21 protein-coding genes are annotated in these 21,305 nt (G+C 61.6%); 12 read left to right on the top strand and 9 right to left on the bottom strand.

Going from position 1 to position 21,305, the window contains the following annotated elements; all coding sequences use genetic code 11:
- Positions 1-183: 183 nt before the first annotated feature.
- Complete coding sequence (locus tag BLP99_RS15235) at positions 184-1,677, bottom strand: CoA-acylating methylmalonate-semialdehyde dehydrogenase (protein WP_072458595.1); 1,494 nt, start codon at positions 1,675-1,677, stop codon at positions 184-186.
- Positions 1,678-1,749: 72 nt separating this feature from the next.
- Positions 1,750-3,099, bottom strand: a complete 1,350-nt coding sequence (locus tag BLP99_RS15230; protein ID WP_072431746.1) for an omega-aminotransferase AptA — start codon at positions 3,097-3,099, stop codon at positions 1,750-1,752.
- 120 nt (positions 3,100-3,219) lie between these two features.
- Between BLP99_RS15230 and BLP99_RS15225 the strand changes: the two genes are divergently transcribed.
- The 3 genes from BLP99_RS15225 (at position 3,220) to BLP99_RS15215 (ending at position 5,535) form a co-directional block, all read left to right on the top strand.
- Entirely contained in the window at positions 3,220-4,140 is a 921-nt protein-coding gene (locus BLP99_RS15225) for a LysR family transcriptional regulator (protein WP_072397786.1), read from the top strand.
- Between the two features lie 133 nt (positions 4,141-4,273).
- A complete protein-coding gene (locus BLP99_RS15220; RefSeq protein ID WP_072397787.1) occupies positions 4,274-4,924 on the top strand; it encodes a TetR/AcrR family transcriptional regulator in 651 nt (216 codons plus the stop codon).
- Between the two features lie 8 nt (positions 4,925-4,932).
- Entirely contained in the window at positions 4,933-5,535 is a 603-nt protein-coding gene (locus BLP99_RS15215) for an IMPACT family protein (protein WP_072431745.1), read from the top strand.
- 301 nt (positions 5,536-5,836) lie between these two features.
- Here the strand turns inward: BLP99_RS15215 and BLP99_RS15210 are convergent, their stop codons facing one another.
- On the bottom strand, positions 5,837-6,265 hold the full coding sequence (locus tag BLP99_RS15210; protein ID WP_072397789.1) for a hypothetical protein: 429 nt from the start codon (positions 6,263-6,265) through the stop codon (positions 5,837-5,839).
- An 80-nt stretch (positions 6,266-6,345) separates the two neighbouring features.
- Between BLP99_RS15210 and BLP99_RS15205 the strand changes: the two genes are divergently transcribed.
- The 3 genes from BLP99_RS15205 (at position 6,346) to BLP99_RS15195 (ending at position 9,004) form a co-directional block, all read left to right on the top strand.
- Positions 6,346-6,696: a MerR family transcriptional regulator gene (locus BLP99_RS15205; protein ID WP_072397790.1), complete on the top strand. Its 351-nt coding sequence runs from the start codon at positions 6,346-6,348 to the stop codon at positions 6,694-6,696.
- Positions 6,697-6,720: 24 nt separating this feature from the next.
- Complete coding sequence (locus tag BLP99_RS15200) at positions 6,721-7,407, top strand: SDR family oxidoreductase (RefSeq protein WP_072397791.1); 687 nt, start codon at positions 6,721-6,723, stop codon at positions 7,405-7,407.
- A gap of 238 nt (positions 7,408-7,645) precedes the next feature.
- Positions 7,646-9,004 (top strand): 8-oxoguanine deaminase, encoded by a 1,359-nt coding sequence (locus BLP99_RS15195; RefSeq protein WP_092180700.1) that lies wholly within the window; start codon positions 7,646-7,648, stop codon positions 9,002-9,004.
- 43 nt (positions 9,005-9,047) lie between these two features.
- On the opposite strand, the gene BLP99_RS15190 is transcribed toward BLP99_RS15195, so the two are convergent.
- Entirely contained in the window at positions 9,048-10,139 is a 1,092-nt protein-coding gene (locus BLP99_RS15190) for a calcium:cation antiporter (protein ID WP_072397793.1), read from the bottom strand.
- A 196-nt stretch (positions 10,140-10,335) separates the two neighbouring features.
- On the opposite strand from BLP99_RS15190, the gene BLP99_RS15185 reads away from it, so the two are divergent.
- Entirely contained in the window at positions 10,336-11,289 is a 954-nt protein-coding gene (locus BLP99_RS15185) for an adenosine deaminase (protein WP_072431743.1), read from the top strand.
- A 76-nt stretch (positions 11,290-11,365) separates the two neighbouring features.
- Here BLP99_RS15185 and BLP99_RS15180 read toward each other — a convergent pair whose 3' ends face one another.
- The 3 genes from BLP99_RS15180 to BLP99_RS15170 all read right to left on the bottom strand — a co-directional run bounded on the left by BLP99_RS15180 (position 11,366) and on the right by BLP99_RS15170 (position 14,736).
- Positions 11,366-12,742: an MFS transporter gene (locus tag BLP99_RS15180; RefSeq protein ID WP_092180697.1), complete on the bottom strand. Its 1,377-nt coding sequence runs from the start codon at positions 12,740-12,742 to the stop codon at positions 11,366-11,368.
- 86 nt (positions 12,743-12,828) lie between these two features.
- The gene (locus BLP99_RS15175) at positions 12,829-13,563 is read right to left on the bottom strand and encodes an ArsR/SmtB family transcription factor (RefSeq protein ID WP_072397796.1); all 735 of its coding nucleotides are present in this window, start codon (positions 13,561-13,563) and stop codon (positions 12,829-12,831) included.
- Between the two features lie 243 nt (positions 13,564-13,806).
- A complete protein-coding gene (locus tag BLP99_RS15170; RefSeq protein WP_072431741.1) occupies positions 13,807-14,736 on the bottom strand; it encodes a LysR family transcriptional regulator in 930 nt (309 codons plus the stop codon).
- Between the two features lie 112 nt (positions 14,737-14,848).
- Here BLP99_RS15170 and BLP99_RS15165 point away from each other — a divergent pair, with 112 nt between their 5' ends.
- Positions 14,849-15,862, top strand: coding sequence for a zinc-binding alcohol dehydrogenase family protein (locus BLP99_RS15165; RefSeq protein WP_072397798.1), 1,014 nt, complete (start codon positions 14,849-14,851; stop codon positions 15,860-15,862).
- Between the two features lie 192 nt (positions 15,863-16,054).
- The gene (locus BLP99_RS26420; protein WP_165887848.1) at positions 16,055-16,225 is read left to right on the top strand and encodes a hypothetical protein; all 171 of its coding nucleotides are present in this window, start codon (positions 16,055-16,057) and stop codon (positions 16,223-16,225) included.
- Between the two features lies 1 nt (position 16,226).
- Here the strand turns inward: BLP99_RS26420 and BLP99_RS15160 are convergent, their stop codons facing one another.
- Positions 16,227-17,420, bottom strand: a complete 1,194-nt coding sequence (locus BLP99_RS15160; protein WP_072397799.1) for a multidrug effflux MFS transporter — start codon at positions 17,418-17,420, stop codon at positions 16,227-16,229.
- Positions 17,421-17,516: 96 nt separating this feature from the next.
- Entirely contained in the window at positions 17,517-17,714 is a 198-nt protein-coding gene (locus BLP99_RS15155) for a heavy-metal-associated domain-containing protein (protein ID WP_092180694.1), read from the bottom strand.
- Positions 17,715-17,863: 149 nt separating this feature from the next.
- Here BLP99_RS15155 and BLP99_RS15150 point away from each other — a divergent pair, with 149 nt between their 5' ends.
- The 3 genes from BLP99_RS15150 to cueR all read left to right on the top strand — a co-directional run bounded on the left by BLP99_RS15150 (position 17,864) and on the right by cueR (position 21,207).
- A complete protein-coding gene (locus BLP99_RS15150; RefSeq protein ID WP_072397801.1) occupies positions 17,864-18,247 on the top strand; it encodes a hypothetical protein in 384 nt (127 codons plus the stop codon).
- Positions 18,248-18,412: 165 nt separating this feature from the next.
- Complete coding sequence (locus BLP99_RS15145; RefSeq protein ID WP_092180691.1) at positions 18,413-20,794, top strand: heavy metal translocating P-type ATPase; 2,382 nt, start codon at positions 18,413-18,415, stop codon at positions 20,792-20,794.
- On the top strand, positions 20,794-21,207 hold the full coding sequence (gene cueR / locus BLP99_RS15140; RefSeq protein ID WP_092180688.1) for a Cu(I)-responsive transcriptional regulator: 414 nt from the start codon (positions 20,794-20,796) through the stop codon (positions 21,205-21,207). The genes BLP99_RS15145 and cueR overlap by 1 nt, the downstream gene beginning before the upstream one ends.
- Positions 21,208-21,305 lie beyond the last annotated feature (98 nt).

The following is a 21,305-nucleotide window of genomic DNA, read 5'->3' as shown; positions in this document are numbered from 1 at the left end:
CGAAAACTTCATAACTTATTGAATCTCAAGAAGTTTTCCGTTTCGACTGCGCCGGAAGTGGGGCGAATTATAGAGACTCAGAATCTGCCGTCAACAGCTATTTTCATAATTCTGTCATATCGGTTAAAAAGCCGTGAAAACACAGAGGCCGGCGCCCTGCGGCGCCGGCCTCTGTGTTTTCAATTACAAGCTGGGAAACGCGAACTGCGAAGCCTCATGACTGGCGCGCTGCGGCCAGCGCTGAGTAATGGCCTTGCGTCGAGTATAGAAACGCACGCCATCCGGGCCGTAGGCGTGCAGATCGCCAAACAGCGAACGCTTCCAACCGCCGAAGCTATGGTAGGCCACAGGCACAGGCAACGGTACGTTGACGCCCACCATGCCGACCTCGATCTCATCGCAGAACAGCCGCGCCGCCTCACCATCACGGGTGAAGATGCAAGTGCCGTTGCCATATTCATGATCATTGATCAGTTGCATGGCCTCTTCCAGGCTATTGACCCGGACAATGCACAGCACCGGCCCGAAGATCTCTTCCTTATAGATGCGCATCTCGGGCGTCACGCGATCGAACAGGCAACCTCCGAGGAAGAAACCTTCTTCGTGCCCGGCCACACTCAAGCCACGACCATCGACCACCAGCGTCGCACCCGATGCCACACCGTCCTCGATATAACCGCTGACCTTGTCGCGATGCTGTCCAGTCACCAACGGCCCCATGTCCAGACCGCACGAGGTGCCGGCGCCAATCTTCAGCGCTTGGATCTGCGGAACCAGCTTGCTCACGAGCGCATCCGCCACCTGGTCACCGACACAGACAGCCACCGAAATAGCCATGCAACGTTCGCCGCAGGAGCCATAGGCAGCCCCCATCAAGGCACTGACCGCATTGTCCAGGTCCGCATCCGGCATCAGCACCGCGTGGTTCTTCGCTCCGCCCAGCGCTTGGACGCGCTTGCCACGCCGAGTGCCCTCGGCATAGATGTATTCGGCAATCGGCGTCGAACCGACAAAACTCAGCGCCTTCACTTCCGGCGCTTCGATCAGCGCATCCACCGCAACCTTGTCGCCATGCACCACGCTCAATACGCCCTTGGGCAGCCCGGCTTCCAGAAGCAGTTGCGCAATCAGCAAGGTCGAGCTCGGATCGCGCTCGGAGGGTTTGAGGATGAAACAGTTGCCGCAAACGATCGCCAGCGGGTACATCCATAGCGGGACCATCGCCGGGAAGTTGAACGGAGTGATCCCCGCCACGACACCCAGCGGTTGAAAGTCCGACCAGGCATCGATGTTCGGGCCTACGTTGCGGCTGTATTCGCCCTTCAGAATTTCCGGTGCGGCGCAGGCGAACTCGACGTTTTCGATACCACGCTTGAGCTCACCAGCCGCATCTTCCAACGTCTTGCCATGCTCCTCGCTGATCAGTTGCGCGATACGCGACTCGTTCTGCTCAAGAAGTTGCTTGAAACGGAACATCACCTGGGCACGCTTGGCCGCCGGCGTCTTGCGCCAGGCAGGGAATGCCGCATTGGCTGCGTCGATAGCCTGTTGGATGGTGGCATTGTCGGCCAATGGCACTTTATGGATCGCCTGGCCGGTGGATGGGTTGAATACATCGGCCGTACGAGCACTGTCACTCAACAACTCGCCATTGATCAAATGCGGGATGAGGCTCATGGAGATCTCCGAAAATTATCCACAGGCGCCCGTGCCCGGGCGCCCATCATTGAATGTATAAAGAAGAGAATGTCAGTCCAGCTTGTTCAGCACTTCACCAACCGCATCGAATAGACGATCCAGGTCCTGAGGCTTGCTGTTGAACGTCGGCCCGAACTGCAGGGTATCGCCGCCGAAACGGACGTAGAACCCGGCCTTCCATAGGGCCATGCCCGCCTCGAACGGACGTACGATTGCATCGCCATCCCGCGGTGCAATCTGGATCGCTCCCGCCAGGCCGAAATTGCGAATATCGATGACGTTCTTCGCCCCCTTGATGCCATGCAGGGCATTTTCGAAATGCGGCGCGACCTCGGCCACGCTCTGCACCAGGTTTTCCTTCTGCAGCAAATCCAGCGCCGCCAGGCCCGCAGCGCACGCCACTGGGTGTGCCGAATAGGTATAACCGTGGGGAAATTCCACCGCGTATTCGGGGGTCGGTTGGTTCATGAAGGTCTGGTAGATCTCGGAACTGGCGATGACCGCGCCCATGGGAACAGCACCGTTGGTGACTTGCTTGGCAATGCACATCAGGTCGGGGGTCACTCCAAAGCTATCTGCACCGAACATCGAACCGGTACGGCCGAAACCGGTGATAACCTCGTCGAATACCAGCAGGATATTGTGCTGGTCGCAGATGTCCCGCAGGCGCTTGAGATAACCTTCAGGCGGCACCAGCACACCGGCGGACCCGGCCATCGGTTCGACGAATACTGCGGCGATATTTGAAGCATCGTGCAGCTCGATCAGCTTGAGCAGCTCATCGGCCAGAGCGATACCGCCCTCCTTCGGCATGCCACGGGAATAGGCGTTGCTTGCCAACAGGGTATGGGGCAGATGGTCGACATCCTGCATGGGCTGGCCGAACAACTTGCGGTTGCCGTTCACGCCACCCAGGCTGGTGCCCGCGATGTTGACGCCGTGATAACCACGGGCTCGGCCAATCATCTTGGTCTTGGTCGCCTGACCCTTGAGGCGCCAGTAGGCACGTACCATTTTCACGGCGGTATCGGCGCACTCGGAACCCGAGTCAGTGAAGAACACGTGGTTGAGGTTGCCTGGCGTCAGGCTGGTGATTTTTTCCGCCAACTGGAACGACAGCGGGTGGCCGTACTGGAAACCTGGCGAGTAATCGAGAGTTCCCAGCTGTTTGGCGACCGCCTCCTGGATCTCCTTGCGAGTGTGCCCGGCGCCACAAGTCCACAGCCCCGACAGCGAGTCGTACACCTTACGCCCCTTGTCATCGACCAGCCAGCTGCCTTCGGCCGCGACGATCAGACGAGGATCGCGCAGAAAATTGCGGTTGGCGGTGTAAGGCATCCAGTGGGCATCGAGCTTGAGCTGGCTGGCCAGTGAAGCACCAGCGTGTTCGGGCATGTTCATCGACAAAACCTCGCAAGGAATAGAGCATTAAGACGGAAGTGTGGTTGCGACTACGTTGCCACGGGGATAAAGTCGGTGAAATTCAACTTTTCTAACCTTCAGTCAGCGGTTCACTAAACTATGAGCGTTCGCCGCCCCGATCCGTTGGCCCAGGTCAGCGATTTCGATATCCGCTTGCTGCGCATCTTTCGAAGCGTAGTGGAATCCGGAGGATTTTCTGCGGCGGAAACCGTGCTGGGTATTGGCCGCTCGGCCATCAGCCAGCAGATGAGCGATCTTGAGCAAAGGCTGGGGCTGCGCCTGTGCCAGCGCGGAAGAGCCGGCTTCTCGCTGACGGAAGAAGGTCGCGAGGTGTATCAATCGGCGCTGCAGCTACTGAGCGCGCTGGAAAGCTTTCGTACCGAGGTCAACGGCCTCCACCAGCACCTGCGTGGCGAACTGATCATCGGCCTGACCGACAATCTCGTCACCCTGCCTCACATGCGCATCACCCATGCCCTGGCTCAGTTGAAGGAGCGCGGGCCCGACGTACAGATCCAGATTCGCATGATTGCCCCTAACGAAGTCGAGCAGGGCGTACTCGACGGGCGCCTGCATGTCGGCGTAGTGCCCCAGGCCAGCCCCCTTTCCGGGCTGGAGTACCAGCCGCTCTACAGCGAACGCTCGCTGCTTTACTGCGCCGTCGGGCATCCGCTGTTTTATGTGGATGACCTGCAGCTCGACGAAGCGCGCCTGAACAGCCAGGACGCCATCGCGCCGACGTTCCGCCTGCCTGCTGAAATCCAGGCCCGTTACCAGGCACTCAACTGCACTGCCAGCGCATCGGACCGCGAAGGGATGGCGTTCCTGATTCTCACCGGGCGCTACATCGGCTATCTGCCGGATCACTACGCCAACCTCTGGGTCCAGCAAGGCCGGTTGCGCGCCCTGAAACCCAGGGAACGCTTTTATGACCTGAGCCTGGTGACGGTGACGCGCAAGGGCCGACGTCCTCATCTGGTGCTGGAGAGTTTTCTCGAGAATCTCGCGGCTACCCGCTGACACCTCGCAGATGCGTGGGCAGGGTTTGCCCAGCGATAACTGAAAGGCTTTTGTCACAACGGCACTTGTCGGATCATCGCCGGTGCGCTATCAACGCATTTGCTTGCCCCACAGACCCAGTTCGGAAACGTCCATGACCTTCGAAGTCCCTGCCCACGGTGGCAAGCCCACCGGCCGAATTCGTCAAAAGAACGAAGAGACCATCCTCAAGGCCGCTGAAGATGAATTCGCCCGGCACGGATTCAAAGGCACAAGCATGAACACGATCGCCCTGAATGCCGGACTGCCCAAAGCGAACCTGCACTATTACTTCACCAATAAACTCGGGCTGTATGTCGCAGTCCTGAGCAACATCATCGAATTGTGGGACAGCACCTTCAACACCCTCACGGCTGAGGATGATCCGGCCGAAGCCTTGACCCGTTACATCCGCGCCAAGATGGAGTTTTCCCGCCGCCACCCCCAGGCCTCGCGGATCTTCGCCATGGAAGTGATCAGTGGCGGCGAATGCCTGACCGAATACTTCAACCAGGACTACCGTGCCTGGTTCAAGGGTCGTGCAGCGGTGTTCCAGGCCTGGATCGATGCCGGCAAGATGGATCCGGTCGATCCGGTACATCTTATCTTCCTGCTATGGGGCAGCACCCAGCACTACGCCGACTTCGCCACCCAGATATGCCGCGTGACGGGACGTAGCAAACTGACCAAACAGGACATGATCGAGGCCGGCGACAACCTGATCCGCATCATTCTCAAAGGCTGCGGCCTTACCCCCATCCTCTGAGTTCCAGCATGCCTTTTACCCTTGTCGGCCTTTGCGAGTACCGCGAAGAAATTCGCAAAAGCCGCTTCATTACATTCGCCGCCCCCATCACCAGTCCCGCCGAGGCCCAGGCCTTCATCGAGCAGCACAGCGACCTGGACGCAACGCATAATTGCTGGGCGTGGAAACTGGGCGATCAATATCGCAGCAACGATGATGGGGAACCGGGTGGAACCGCTGGAAGGCCGATCCTGGCCGCCATCGAAGCCCAGGCTTGCGATCAGGTCGTGGTGCTGGTGATCCGTTGGTACGGCGGGATCCAGTTGGGCACGGGCGGGCTGGCGCGGGCTTATGGCGGCGGCGCGAACAAGTGCCTGCAGAGTGCCGACAAGACAGAATTGATCAGCCGCGTGGCGCTGCATTGTACCTGCGCGTTCGCAGAGCTGGCCCTGTTGAAGCTGCGTGTCGCCGAATCTGGCGGACTGATAAACAACGAATCATTCACCGCCAACGGTGTGGAGTTGCAGCTGGCGGTAGCCGAAGCCCAGATCCAGACCTTGCAGGCACAACTGGCCGACTTGAGTCGCGGCCGAATTGTGCTGGTGCGAACCGACGGCGCTGATAATACCTGATCAAAATTGCCCACAACCACTGTGCAGCCGGCTGTGGATAACCTGAGCACATTCCTTTGCAACCCTTCTGTCATGCGGCTTTGCGAGGGTTGCTCATTTTTCGTCCAAGCGCCTGGCCAATCCAAATTCCATCCATAAAACAAACGCTTGCAGGGGGTTATCACTTTTGGAAGAAAGCCGGCCAACGCTTATGCCCGAGTCTCGGGCTTTCACACAATAACTGTGGAGCAAGCTGTGGATAACCCGTTCATGTCTCCCGCGACCCCAGGAAATGCATGGTTCTCAAGCGCTTGCTCACTTTTTAACCATTCCCCCCATGGACAAAACGAGCTTGCTCGCCACGTACAGGCAACAGCTGGACGACGGCCCACATCAACTCGAAAAACAGAAATACCCACACCAGCGCGCTGGCGCCATGCAGCAGCGCGTAAAGCATCCAGGTCGCAAACAGCAACCGCCCCACGGCGTCATACCGCCCGTACAGTGGCCGCGGATCCCGAATCCGCAGTACCGACCATACACAAACGATCGAGCCCAAGAGATTGGCCACCAACAGGTGCATGACCCCAAACGGGGGCAACTCTCCAGGCAGGCCGAGCATCTGGGTCGCGCCCAGCAACCAGCCGTGCAGAGCGGCGAAACTCCATGGCGTGGCGAATGCCGCAGTGACGATCAGGTCGTACCAGGCGCCACCGAGCACCACGCGACGAAATTGCAGTGAAGTCCACATAGGCATTGCTCCAGATAATCAAGGAGCGAAAAGACTAAAGCCTGGAGTAAGCTCCAGGGTCAAGCTTTCCGGAGATTGCCATGCGAATCGGTGAACTAGCCCAGGCCTGTGCCGTGAGTCGTGACACGCTGCGCTTCTACGAGCAGCGCGGACTGATTGCGGCGGGCCGCAGCGCCAATGGGTATCGCGACTACCCCGCCGACATGGTGCAACTGGTGCTCTATATCAAGACAGCTCAACGCCTGGGCTTTACCCTCGGCGAGATCGGCAGCAGCGTCGCCGCCCTGCGGCAGGCACCTGACCCGGACCGCGCCGTGGCTCAACTGCTGCAGAACAAACTGAACCTGATCGAAACCCGCATGAACGAACTCGACGCTTTGCGTCACGAGCTGAAACAACGGCTCGGGCAACGTTGTCCATTAAATCCGTGACCATTTCTTTCTAGGATGCTCCCCATGAATTCGGCAAAAAACGCACTGATCATTGGCGCCTCTCGGGGGCTGGGCCTTGGCCTGGTGAAAACGTTGCTGAGCGATGGCTGGAACGTGACCGCCACCGTACGCAATCCGCAGAACGCGCAGGCATTGAAGGCGCTGGGCCCGGTTCGAATAGAAAAACTCGACATGGATGACCAGCAAGCCGTAATCGCCCTGAGCCAACAGCTCAAGGGCGAAACCTATGATCTTCTGTTCGTCAACGCGGGCGTCAAAGGCCCGGACAACCAGAACCCCGGCGGCGCGACGCTGGCCGAAGTCGGCCAGTTGTTCTTTACCAACGCAGTGGCACCGATCAACCTGGCCCAACGGTTCGTTGGCCAGATCCGCGAAGGCAGCGGCGTCCTGGCATTCATGAGTTCGGTCCTGGGCAGCGTGACCATGCCCGACGCGCCGGAACTGGCGTTGTACAAGGCCAGCAAGGCCGCGCTCAATTCCATGACCAACAGCTTCGTTACCCAACTGGGCGGACGGCCATTGACGGTACTGTCATTGCACCCGGGCTGGGTGAAAACCGACATGGGCGGTGAAGGGGCGGATATCGACGTCGAAACCAGTACTCGTGGATTGATCGACCAGGTCAACGCCTTTGCCGGCAAGGGTGGACATCACTTCGTCAACTACAAGGGCGAAACCATCCCCTGGTAATGACGGACATTGGCAATAGGCTTACTTGCCAAGACAACGGGCCAGCCGGCATCAACGCCGGGTGCCCTTGCACATTCGCGAGTAAGCCCGCCTGCCCAGGAGCACGCGGCCCGGCATTGGAAATGTGTCCGGCAACCTGAGTAAACTCGCGCTTCGCCCCCAACGGCGACCCTGGATCAGCAGACAGGGCATCACTGAGCTGGCTAACCTGAACCCACTTTCAGAGGAGCCGGCCACCATGCCTGCGACCCGTACCTGGTTGAAAAATCCCCTCGCCATCTTCACGGCCAACGACCTCGACGCCCGTGGCGGCCTCGTCCTGCAAGGCGGTGTGATCGTCGAACTGCTGAGCGCGGGCCAATCCCCTTCCCTTCCCTGGGACAACGTCTTCGATGCACGCGACCATGTCGTGCTGCCGGGCTTGATCAATACCCATCACCATTTCTACCAGACGCTGACCCGCGCCTGGGCGCCGGTGGTCAACCAGCCATTATTCCCGTGGTTGAAAACCCTGTATCCGGTGTGGGCGCGGCTGACGCCGGAAAAACTTGCCCTGGCGACCCGAGTGGCACTGGCTGAATTGCTGCTGTCGGGCTGTACCACGGCCGCCGACCATCATTACCTGTTCCCCGAAGGGTTGGAAAACGCAATCGACGTGCAAGTGCACAGTGTCCGCGAACTGGGCATGCGCGCGATGCTGACCCGCGGTTCCATGAGCCTGGGCGAAGCCGACGGTGGCCTGCCGCCGCAGCAGACGGTGCAACAGGGCCAGGTAATTCTCGATGACAGCCAGCGCTTGATCGAGCGTTACCATGAGCGCGGCGACGGCGCGCAGGTCCAGATCGCCCTGGCGCCCTGCTCTCCATTCTCGGTCACCCCCGAAATCATGAAAGCCAGCGCCGACTTGGCGGACAGCCTCGATGTCCGCCTGCATACACACTTGGCAGAGACCCTCGACGAGGAAGACTTCTGCCTGCAGCGTTTCGGCCTGCGTACCGTGGACTACCTGGACAGCGTCGGCTGGCTCGGTCCTCGCACCTGGCTGGCCCACGGCATTCATTTCAACACCGACGAAATCGCTCGCCTTGGCGCCGCCGGCACCGGCATCTGCCATTGCCCCAGCTCAAACATGCGCCTGGCCTCGGGTATCTGCCCCACCGTCGAGCTGACCGCCGCCGGCGCCCCCCTTGGCCTCGGTGTGGACGGTTCGGCTTCCAACGACGCCTCGAACATGATCCTGGAAACCCGCCAGGCGCTGTACATCCAGCGCCTGCGCTACGGCGCACAGGCAATCACGCCAGAACGGGTGCTGGGCTGGGCAACCCGGGGCTCGGCGCAGTTGCTCGGACGCAGCGACATCGGCGAACTGGCGGTAGGCAAACAGGCTGACCTGGCCCTGTTCAAGCTCGACGAGCTGCGCTTTTCCGGCAGCCACGATCCGATTTCAGCCTTGTTGCTGTGCGGCGCGGACCGGGCCGATCGGGTGATGATCGGCGGACGATGGCGCGTCATCGACGGCCAGGTCGAGGGGCTCGATCTGAAGGGGCTGATTGCCGACCACGGTCAGGCGGCGCGGGAACTGATCGCGGGTATCTGAACTGAAGCCTGCTCGCGATGCACACTGCTGTCGCGAGCAGGCCTTAGAGGCCCAGCAGCGACAACATGATGAAGGTCGCGAACAGGACGAAGTGAGTCATGCCTTCGATGGCATTGGTTTCGCCATCGTTGAGGTTGATGGCGCTGACGATCAGGGTGATGAAGATCATTACTGTCTGCACCGGGGTCATCGCCATCTGGAAAGGCTGGCCGGAGTAGAGCGCCATGGCCTCCATCACCGGCACTGTCAGGATCACCGTCGATAACGAAGCCCCCAGGGCAATGTTCACCACCGACTGCATCCGATTGGCGAGAGCGGCGCGCAGGGCGGTGAGGATTTCCGGTGCGGCGGAAATGGCCGCCACCAGTATCGCGGTGACCACCGGCGGTGCGCCTGAGCCCTCCAGGCCCAGGTCGATGGCCTTGGACATGACCTCGGCCAGCGCGCCGATCAGCACGACGCCAAACACCAGCGCACCGATGGAAAACGCCAGGCTGATGGGCTTGGGCTCGTTCTCCAGCGGTTCTTTCCGGCGGCGCTTTTCCGGATAGCTGTAGCTGAAGAAATAGCTGTGAGGTCCGACCTGCATGCGAAGAAAAAGGGTGTACAGCACGATCATCGCGCCGATGGTGAATGCCGAATAGTGCTTCCAGTTTTCCTGGGGAATGAATTCGGGCACCACCATCGAAACGCCCATGGCGGTGAGAATCATCACGCTGTAGGTGCGTGCCGAATCGTCGTTATAGACCTGCTCGCCATGCTTGAGCCCACCCATCAGCGCGGCGAGCCCGAGGATGCCATTGATGTCGAGCATCACTGCGCTATAGATCGTGTCCCGCACCAGAGTGGGAGATGCCTGGTTGCTCATCATGATCGCCAGGACCACGACCTCTACCAGTACCGCCGACAGGGTCAGGATCATGGTGCCGTATGGATCGCCGACCTTTTCCGCCAGCAGTTCGGCGTGATGGGCCACGCGCATGGACGCCGCGATAATGAAGCCGATCAGGACCAACCCACCCGTCAGCGCAACGATCCGGCCACCGCCCAACAGCCAGTGTTCCAGCGGATAGGCGACGAGCGCCGCCAGAAGCGCCAGCAACAACAGTTTTTCTTGCTTGATCAATGAGGACATCCCAGGCCTGCACTGTGCGCGGAGTCATGAGCTACTAGACTGTGGGGGGCTACGAACGTTTCCTCCGATTCATCGACCCGCGAGGCTCGCGGTGCGCAGCCTTGCCCAGACAGTGGATCGGCCGGTCAGGTTTTACCAGACATTACGGCCAGCCTCTGTAGAATGGCTGCCATCGATTCGCTGATGAGAAAAGAACATGTACGACTGGCTGAACGCCCTGCCCAAGGCTGAACTACACCTGCACCTGGAGGGCTCGCTGGAGCCCGAGCTGCTGTTCGCCCTGGCCGAACGCAACAGGATCGCCCTGCCGTGGAGCGACGTCGACACCCTGCGCAAGGCCTATGCCTTCAACAACCTGCAGGAGTTCCTCGACCTGTATTACCAAGGCGCCGACGTCTTGCGCACCTCGCAGGATTTCTACGACCTGACCTGGGCCTACCTGCTCCGTTGCAAGGAGCAGAACGTGGTCCACACAGAGCCGTTCTTCGACCCACAGACCCACACCGACCGTGGCATTCCTTTCGAAGTGGTGCTCAACGGTATCGCCGCCGCCCTCAAGGACGGTGAACAGCAACTGGGCATCACCAGTGGCCTTATCCTCAGCTTCCTGCGTCACCTGAGCGAAGAACAGGCCGAGAAAACCCTCGACCAGGCGCTGCCCTTCCGCGATGCCTTCGTGGCCGTGGGTCTGGACAGCTCCGAGATGGGGCATCCACCGAGCAAGTTCCAGCGGGTATTCGACCGCGCGCGTCACGAAGGTTTCCTGACCGTGGCCCACGCAGGCGAGGAGGGCCCGCCCGAATACATCTGGGAGGCCCTCGACCTGCTGAAGATCCAGCGCATCGACCACGGTGTGCGGGCCATCGAAGACGAGCGGTTGATGCGGCGGATCATCGACGAGCAGATTCCGCTGACGGTCTGCCCGTTGTCCAATACCAAGCTCTGTGTGTTCGACGACATGTCGCAGCACAATATCCTCGACATGCTCGAGCGTGGCGTGAAGGTGACCGTCAACTCGGACGATCCGGCGTACTTCGGCGGCTACGTCACGGAAAACTTCCACGCGCTGCACACTCATCTGGGCATGACCCAGGACCAGGCCAGGCGTCTGGCGCAAAACAGCCTGGATGCACGCCTGGTCAAGCCTTAAGCCTCACAATGAGCGACTCGCCACAGAAAAAGACCTGTGGCGAGTACTCTTGCTCCCCTCGCCACGGTCGTGTTCGTTACCTGGTGGCTTCGCTCAATTCTTCCAGGGTCCTGCCCCGGGTTTCCATCCCGAACAACCACACCACTCCGGCCGCCACGGCGAAGCACAGCGCGCCCAAAGCGAATACACCGCCCTGTCCGGTGATGGGAAATACCAGACCGGTCACCAGTGGCCCGAGCAACGAGCCGATGCGACCGACCGCGGAGGCAAAGCCCGAGCCCGTGGCCCGCGCCGAGGTGGGATACAGTTCCGGCGTGTAGGTGTAGAGCACCGCCCACATGCCGAACAGGAAGAACTGCATCAGCAGACCGGTGCCGATCAACAGGCCAACGTTGCCGCCGAACACCGCGCTCTGCCCATAGAGAAACGCCATTACGCCACCGCCCAACAGGGTCATGACACACACGGGCTTACGTCCCCAGCGTTCCACCAGCCAGGCCGCCATCAGGAACCCCGGGATCCCGCCCAGGGAAATCAGTACGGTGTAATACACCGACTGGGTCACGGCAAACCCCGACTGCTGCAGGAGCGCGCTCAGCCAGGATGTCAGCCCGTAGAATCCCAGCAGGGCGAAGAACCAGACACTCCAGATCATCATCGTGCGCTGGCGATACAACGGTGACCAGATCCGCGTCAGCGCCGAAAAGAACGTGCCCGGCGCATCCACCTGCCTCGGCAGCCGGATCGGCTCCGGCAGTGCCTGGCTCCCCAGGGAGCGCCGGACCTTGTCCTCGATTCGTCCCAGCACGGCGTCCGCCTCGCCATCCCGCCCGGCTTGTTCCAGCCAGCGCGGCGACTCGGGAATGAAGAGGCGAATCACCAGGACGAACACCGCCGGTACCGCCAGCACCAGAAAGATGTCGCGCCAGCCGATCACCGGCAGCAGGAAATACGACAGCGCCCCCGCCGCCACGAAGCCCAGCGGCCAGAAGCCATCCATCAAGGCAATGTAGCGTCCCCGCTGCCTGGCCGGGATCAGCTCAGAAAGCATGGACTGGGCAATCGGAAATTCCATGCCCATGCCGATCCCCAGCAGGATGCGAAACAGCGTCAGTGTCTCGATGTCCTGGGCGGTGGAGCACAGGTAACTGGCGACGCCCCACAACACGATGCTCCACTGGAACACCGGTTTGCGCCCGAACCGATCAGCCAGCATCCCCGATAACGACGCCCCCACCACCATGCCGAAGAAGCTGGAGCTGGCCAGCAGTCCCGCCTGGGCAGTGCTCAAGCCGAACTCGACTTTGATCGAGCCCAGCAGGAAGGTCATCATGGCCAGGTCCATCGAGTCGAAGAAAAACGCCAGGGCGATGATGATGAAGATAACCCGGTGATATCCGCTGATGGGCAGCCGCTCCAAGCGTTCTGCCGCACTGTAACGGTGAGTGTCCATATTGCGTCCCCAAGTCCGATGATCGTCGGCCCGAGTGTGCGCGAACCTCGCGGCTGGCTATTGCTGAATACGACCTTTCGATAGCCCTAGAGCGCCATTTCCAGGGCATCCTGCCTGGCGAAACGATGGATTTCCTGCTGGCCGAGCACCGTCACCTGCAAGGCGCGTGAGTCGTTGGGCAGGCTCAACCAGCCGGACTGCATGAACAATTGCAGCAACGCAGCCCCCAGGGCGCCTCCCAGGTGCGGACGGCGTTCGCTCCAATCGGGGCAGGCGCAGGCGGTGCGGGCATTGCGATGGGCCAGGGCCTGGATGAACAGGCCATGACCGGCCAACTGGCTGGAACCCTTGTGGGTGACGATGACACGCTGGTCGCACTGCTCGATCCAGCCGGCATCCAGCAGGCGCTGGTACAGGTCGGCCGCCAGGGTGCCTCCCAAGTGATCGTCACACAGCCTGGCCCGCAACAACGAGGCCGGGGCCGACGGCGCCTTGGTTGGCATCACCCCTCGCTTGAAGACCTCCGGGATCTGTCGCGGTGTGCTGGCGAGCGTGGCGCTGGCCAGGGCCTCGACAGCCGCGCCGATCTCGGGTGCCGCGAGGCGGAAAAACCGTTTGCGTCCCCGGGCTTCGACTTTCAACAGGCCACCGGCGGACAGGCGCCCCAGATGAGCACTGGCCGAGGACGGCGATAACCCGGCCAGCAAAGCCAGCTCTTCAGCCTGCCGCGCCGTGCCGTCCATCAGCGCCCACATCATTGCGCTGCGCTTTGGGTCGGCCAGCAGCGTGGCGATCTGGCTGATGCAAGGTGCATGTTCCATGTATTCACTCCCTGTTGAATCATTCGTCTACTGCTCTGGGGCCTGGTGACCCGTCATGAGGCGCCGCCCAAGGCGGCCCGACCGCGGGAACCGACGGCATCGATGCATCGACGGGACAATGCTTCCCCCGTGCCGTGTCGATTCAGGCGGCCGTTAGTATAAGCGTGGCGACCAAGCTTTCCTGTCCTCCGGAAACCTTTGGAGGCGATTGTTCATGAGGGAAAATTCTCTATTTGCCCGCGACTATTGGTCATCCTCTGTCGAGCGCGGAAATTGCGCGGTCAAATGTCCACAGCGGGCCTGGAGCATTTCCCGCAACAGGTTGATGGGCTTGCTCAACTGTGCCCGATGAGCACACAGCAGATTCAGCGGCGCACGCTCGCATTGCAGGTGCGGCAGCAGGATCTTCAAGCGTCCGGCCAGCACATCGGTCGAGACATCCAGCCACGACTTGTAGGCGATGCCCGCCCCGGCCACCGCCCAGCGTCGCACCACGTCGGCATCGTCGCTGAAGCGGTCCCCGCTGACGGTGAGACTCACTTCCCGCTTACCGTCATGAAAGCACCAGCGGTCATGGACCCGGGTACCGAGCATGTACAACAGGCAATTGTGCTGGGCCAGTTGTTCCAGCTGACGAGGTTCGCCATGGCGGGCCAGGTAGTCCGGCGCAGCACATAGCACCCTGCGGTTATCCGCCGCGACCGCAAGGGCCACCAGGCTAGAGTCCTCCGGTTCGCCATAACGCAGCGCGATGTCCACGGGTTGCTTGAACAGGTCGGCGATCCGATCCCCCAGCAACAGCCGCACCGTCAGCCCGGGATGCTCGCCCTGGAATTCGTCCAGCCAGGGCAGCAGCAGGTTGCGCCCCAGATCCGAGGGTGCGGACAGCTGCAGCACACCACTGACCCGGTCCTGGCCACTGGTCAACAATCGCCGTCCCTCGTCGAGGCTGCTCAGTGCGGCCCGGGCATATTCGAGGAAGCTCTCCCCTTCGGCGGTCAGGCGCAGGCTGCGGGTCGAACGGGCCAACAGCCGGGCCCCAAGATGCTGCTCGATCCGCTTCAATGCGGCACTGGCCACCGCTGCCGACAGGTCCATGACCCTGGCCGCGGCAGAAAGGCTGCCCAGATCCGCCGCCCGGACAAAGAGCTGCAGGTCATCGAATCGAAGCATGGCGACTCCATTATCAAAAAAATATTGAAAGAGCCTGTTCTTTTAGCCGGTTTTATCGCGTCGATAAATAGCTAACCATTGGCGGCATCCAATCATCTGACGGAGCCGCTTCATGAAAGCCATTGCCTACTACCATTCGCTGCCGATCACCGACGTGGAATCGTTGCAGGACATCGAGTTACCCGAACCTGTCGCAGGTCCCCGGGACCTGCTGGTGGAAGTCAAGGCCATTTCGGTCAACCCGGTCGACACCAAGGTCCGCCAGAATGTCTCGCCTGAAGGTGGCGCCGCCAAGGTGCTGGGCTGGGACGTGGCCGGTGTGGTCAAGGCCGTGGGCAGCGAAGTATCCTTGTTCAAGGCCGGTGACAAAGTGTTCTACGCCGGTTCCATCGCCAGGGCGGGTGGCAACAGTGAATTGCACGTGGTGGACGAGCGCATCGTTGGCCACATGCCCGTGACCCTCGGTTTTGCCGAGGCGGCCGCACTGCCATTGACAGCCATAACCGCCTGGGAGCTGTTGTTCGAACGGCTGCAGATCCGCGAAGGCCAGGACAACAGCGACCAGAGCCTGCTGATCGTCGGTGCCGCGGGAGGCGTGGGTTCGATCCTGACGCAACTGGCTCGCCGGCTCACCGGGCTGAAGGTCATCGGCACCGCTTCCCGGCCACAGACCCAGGAGTGGGTACGGGGCCTGGGGGCCGACCTGGTGATCGATCACAGCCAACCGTTGAGCCAAGCACTGAAAGCAGCGGGCCAGTCCCAAGTGACCCACGTTGCCAGCCTGACCCAGACCGACCAGCATCTGGAGCAATTGGTCGAGGCCCTGGCCCCCCAGGGCAAGCTGGCGCTGATCGACGATCCCAAGGCGTTGGACGTAACCAAACTCAAGCGCAAAAGCCTGTCGCTGCACTGGGAATTCATGTACACCCGCTCGCTGTTCGAAACGCCAGACATGATTGAACAGCACCGCCTGCTCAACCGTGTCGCCGCGCTGGTCGACGCCGGCACCCTGAAGACCACCGTCGGGGAACACTTCGGCATCATAAACGCCGAAAACCTGCGCCGCGCCCATGCGCTGCTGGAAAGCGGCAAGGCCAAGGGCAAGATCGTACTCGAAGGCTTCTAGCGATCGGCATGGCAGCTTGCTTGCGATGAATATGAGGAGGCACGGGACAGCGTGCCGCTTTCATCGCAAGCCTGCCCCTGGACGGAAATAGCCACCGTCAGTCTGACAATTGACCGTTGTCACAATTGCGATCGTATTCCGGTCTACACTCGAGGCCTTTGCAACGCAATCTTTTACGTGAGGAGGTCAGCAATGAAGATCCTGATAAAAGAAGTGGCAAAATCCCAGTGGCAAGTGCGTCTTGACCAGCATGTCGTCACCTTCCGTACCGAGGCCGAAGCCAAGGCCTTCGCCACCACCCTCCAGGCTCGAATTCTCGCGCCGCACCAATTCCCTGAACAGCAACAGCGCGCGGCCGGCTGAATCAGTCCTGACGACCGACGACCCGGGCATCCTGCAAGCGCCGGGTCAGCATGGCCGTGCCAACGACCAACAGTCCGCAAAGGCTGATGACCAACGCCATCGGCACGGCCGTACCGTCATGCAACGCCGCCACCAGCGCGGCAGAACCAGCGGCCACGGAGAACTGCAGGCACCCCAGCATGGCTGAAGCACTGCCAGCCCGGGCACCTTGGCCGTTCATGGCACATGCAGACGCGTTGGGAATGATGCATCCCAGGCTGGAGATGCAAACGAACAGAGGCACCAGCAACGGCCACAAATGCGCAGGCTGCAAGGAGCAAACACCCAGGAGGCTCAGGCCGGCGGCCAGGTAGACCCATACCGCGCGGACCAGCAGGAAGGCCGGGCCACGCTTGGACAGCAACCGAGCGTTGAGCTGCGCCACCAGGATAAAACCGGCTGCGTTGGTCCCGAACAGCCAACCGAAGTGCTCGGCCGGCACGCCGTAGAGCTTGATGAATACGAACGGCGAGCCGGCGATGTAGGCAAACATCCCGGCCATCGCGATCCCACCTGTCAACGCATGCCCCAGGAAGACCCAATCGCCCAACAGCCGACCATATTGGCGCAAGGCGCCGGACAATGGTTGTCGGGGCATGTGGGGCGGCAGGCTCTCGGGCAGCCACAGGGCCACGGCCGTTGCGGCCAGGGCGCTGAACAGGGTCAGGCCGATGAAGATCGATTGCCAACCGTACAGGTTCACCAGCAGGCCGCCGAGCATCGGGGCCAGGATCGGCGCCAGTCCCATCACCAGCATCAGTTGGGAAAACACTTTGGCCGAGCCGACCGCATCGCATTTGTCGCTGACCACCGCGCGGGAGATCACCATACCGGCACATCCGCCCAGGGCCTGGACGAAACGGGCCCCGATCAGCCATTCCAGGCTCGGTGCGTAGGCGCAGGCCACGGACGCCAGGGTGAACAACCCGACGCCCGTCAGCAATGGAATGCGCCGACCGAAGCGATCGGCCACGGGCCCGTAGGCCAGTTGCCCGATGGACAGTCCAAGGAAATAGGCGGCGAGCGTCAGCTGGATATGTTTTTCGTCAGTGCCGAAGGCGGCAGCCATGGCCGGAAAGGCAGGCAGGTAGAAATCGATCGCCAAGGGACCGAAGGCGCTCAAGGCGCCAAGAATCAGAATGATACGAAGGTTCATCGGGCGTCCCGTTCAGGCGTCAGTCGGCAGCCCGACAGTCTATCCGTGCCGGGCGCCCTTGAACATTCCGATAGGTCGCTAACGATTAAAAATAATTCAGGCGGGAGTGACCTCGTACCCCTCCTCCTGGATGGCCTCGACCAGCGTCTCGACCGGCAAGGAACTCTGGACCCGTACCGTCTTGGCGCCGAGGTCCACCTGCACGTCGGCGGATGGATCCCTGGCCTGTACAGCCTGGGTGATGGCCCTGACGCAATGACCGCAGGACATTCCCTGGATATTGAGTGTTTGCATGAAATGACTCCTAGGCAGTTGAGGTTGTCGGCAGTTTCAAGCTTGCCATCATGGCAAGGTCAAGTTCTGGCGAAAACTGCCGGGCTGGCAATCGGCAACGCGCTCAGCCAAGCTGCACACATCAAGGATTTCACACCGGAGGTTCAGTCATGCGCTGGTCAGCGTTCAGCCTGTTTTGCATGCTCGGTTTGTCAGCAGTGGTTCCCCAGGCTTCGGCCGCCGGCGAAGACTACGGCGTGCTGATCATTTCCCGCGAGCGCCTGGAAGTACCGACTTCCTGCGAGATTGGCATCTATATCGACGACCAACTCACGGCCAGGCTGTTTCAGGAAACGAGTACCTCCTTCAACCTGCCGCCAGGACGATTCTCCTTGCGTCTGAAACTACTGCCAGGCCAGGTGCCGGGATGCAGTCCAGGCATGCTCGCGCCAGGCTCGCAAGACGTCACCCTCAAGGCCGGGGACATTCTGAAGTTCCGTATAGCCGCCAATCAGCAAGGCATGTACCTCAAGCAGGCAACGCTGGGTTATTGATCCCCAGGATCGAATGAAGCGCTGCCTGCAGGCGCGAGCCAGCTCGCGATAGGGTCGCGCCTTCAGCCGCTCGCTTCCAGATGACTGGATAGTTTGAACTGGCTCTTGACCTTGCCAGCATGGCAAGGTTGATCCTGTAGTCATTCACTACAGGGAGCCTGACCAATGTCCGAATCCACCACGTTCAATCTGCCGATCGCCGGCATGACCTGCGCCAGTTGCGCCGGTCGGGTCGAGCGGGCGTTGAGCAAAGTCGCCGGCACCCGCGCCGTCAGCGTGAACCTGGCGACGGAACAGGCCCGGGTCGAGGCCCCGGCACAGAGCCTGCCGGCCTTGATGCAGGCCGTCGAACACGCCGGCTACAGCGTGCCCGTCCAGACCCTTGAACTGAAGATCGAAGGGATGACCTGCGCCTCATGCGTCGGCCGGGTCGAACGCGCCCTGGGCAAAGTCCCCGGCGTGAACCGCGTCAGTGTCAACCTGGCCAACGAGCGCGCCCACCTTCAATTGCTCGGCCAGGTCGATTCGCAAGCCCTGATCGACGCAGTCAAGCGTGCCGGTTACGACGCCAGCGTCTGGCAGGCCGAGCCCCCCCAGGACAGCCAGATCCGTCGGCTGGACCGAGAACGCCTGGTGCTGATACTGGCGATCATGCTGTCGTTGCCGCTGGTGCTGCCGATGCTGTTGCAGCCATTCGGCGTGCACTGGATGCTCCCGGCCTGGGTGCAGTTCGTCCTGGCGACGCCGGTCCAGTTCATTTTCGGGGCGCGTTTTTATGTCGCGGCCTTCAAGGCAGTGCGTGCCGGGGCGGGGAACATGGACCTGCTGGTGGCCCTGGGCACCAGCGCCGGCTACGGCCTGAGTATCTATGAATGGGTGCTCGCCGGTTCGTCGCATCTGTATTTCGAGGCTTCGGCGGTGGTGATTGCCCTGGTATTGCTGGGCAAATACCTGGAGAGCCGTGCCAAGCGCCAGACCGCCAGCGCCATTCGCGCCCTCGAAGCCCTGCGCCCGGAACGGGCAACGCAGGTGATCGACGGCCAGGAACGGGACGTCGCCATCAGTGCCCTGCGCCTCGATGACGTGGTGCTGGTCAAGCCCGGAGAGCGCTTTCCAGTGGACGGTGAAGTCCTGGAGGGACAAAGCCATGCCGACGAGGCGCTGATCAGCGGCGAGAGCCTGCCGGTTCCCAAACAGCCCGGCGACAAGGTCACCGGCGGCGCCATCAATGGCGAGGGCCGCCTGTTGGTACGCACACGGGCCCTGGGTACCGAGACAGTCCTGGCGCGCATCATCCGCCTGGTGGAAGACGCCCAAGCGGCCAAGGCCCCCATCCAGAAACTGGTGGATAAGGTCAGCCAGGTATTCGTGCCCGTGGTGCTGGTGCTGGCCCTGGCCACCCTGGCGGGCTGGTGGCTGTATGGGGCGCCGCTGGAGACGGCATTGATCAATGCCGTCGCCGTACTGGTGATTGCCTGCCCTTGCGCCCTGGGCCTGGCGACACCTACAGCAATCATGGCCGGTACCGGCGTGGCGGCGCGCCACGGGATTCTGATCAAGGATGCCGAGGCTCTGGAGCGCGCCCATGAAGTCAGCTCGGTAGTCTTCGACAAGACCGGTACCCTCACCTCCGGCACACCACGAATCGCCCACCTGGCGGCCCTCGACGGCGACGAGGCTACCTTGTTGCAACTGGCTGGTGCCCTGCAACGCGGCAGCGAACATCCCCTGGCCAAAGCAGTGCTGGACGCTTGTGCCGAGCGTGGCCTGGATGTGCCGAACGTCAGCGACAGCCAGGCCCTGGCCGGACGCGGCATCGCCGGCAGCCTCGATGGCCGGCGCCTGGCCCTGGGCAATCGGCGCCTGCTGGACGAACTGGGCCTGGCCCCCGGATCGCTGGCCGAGTCGGCACAGGCCTGGGAAACCGAAGGCCGGACTCTGTCCTGGCTGATCGAACAGAACGCCACGCCCCGCGTGCTGGGCCTGTTCGCGTTCGGTGACACCCTCAAGCCTGGTGCTCTGGCGGCTGTGCAGGCGCTGGACGCACGGCATATCACCAGTCACCTGCTCACCGGCGATAACCGGGGCAGCGCCCGAGTGGTTTCCGAGGCGCTGGGTATCGCCAATGTGCATGCCGAAGTGCTGCCGGGAGACAAGTCCGCCATCGTCGTTGAATTGAAGAAAAACGCCGTGGTGGCCATGGTCGGCGACGGGATCAACGACGCCCCGGCCCTGGCCGCCGCGGACATCGGTATCGCCATGGGCGGCGGTACCGACGTGGCCATGCACGCCGCCGGCATTACCCTCATGCGCGGTGATCCACGGCTCGTGCCGGCGGCTCTGGACATCAGCCGCAAGACCTACGCCAAGATCCGCCAGAACCTGTTCTGGGCCTTTGTCTATAACCTGATCGGCATTCCGCTGGCGGCATTCGGCTTGCTCAACCCCGTATTGGCCGGCGCCGCCATGGCGCTGTCGAGCGTCAGCGTGGTGAGCAATGCGCTGCTGTTGAAATTCTGGACACCCGGGCACCTGGAGGACAAGTGATGAACATCGGCCAAGCGGCCCGCCAAAGCGGCCTGAGCGCGAAGATGATCCGGTATTACGAAGCCATCGGCCTGCTCAAGGCCGCCCATCGAACCGACAGCGGCTACCGGATCTACGGCACCGAAGACCTGCACACCCTGGCGTTCATCAAGCGCTCCAGGGATCTGGGGTTTTCCCTGGAAGAAGTCGGCAAACTGTTGACCCTCTGGCAGGACCGACAACGGGCCAGCGCCGATGTGAAGGCCTTGGCGCGACAGCACATCGACGAACTGAACCAGAAAATTCGTGAGCTGGCCAGGTTGCGCGACACCCTTCAGGACCTGGTGGAGCACTGTCACGGCGATCACCGCCCGGACTGCCCGATTCTCAAGGAGCTGGCATCGGGGTGCTGCGAAAAGACCGCGGATGCCTAGATCCGCCTCCCCTTGAGGATTTGAATGCCCCCAGGACATCAATGCGGGAGCGAACCGGCACCGACGATGCCGATACATCCGGCATCACCGCGAACTGA

Origin of the sequence: Pseudomonas sp. NFACC32-1 (assembly GCF_900101215.1) — a bacterium.
GTDB lineage: Bacteria > Pseudomonadota > Gammaproteobacteria > Pseudomonadales > Pseudomonadaceae > Aquipseudomonas.
Note: the sequence above shows the minus strand (reverse complement) of the source record. Positions and strands in the feature narration are given on the sequence as shown.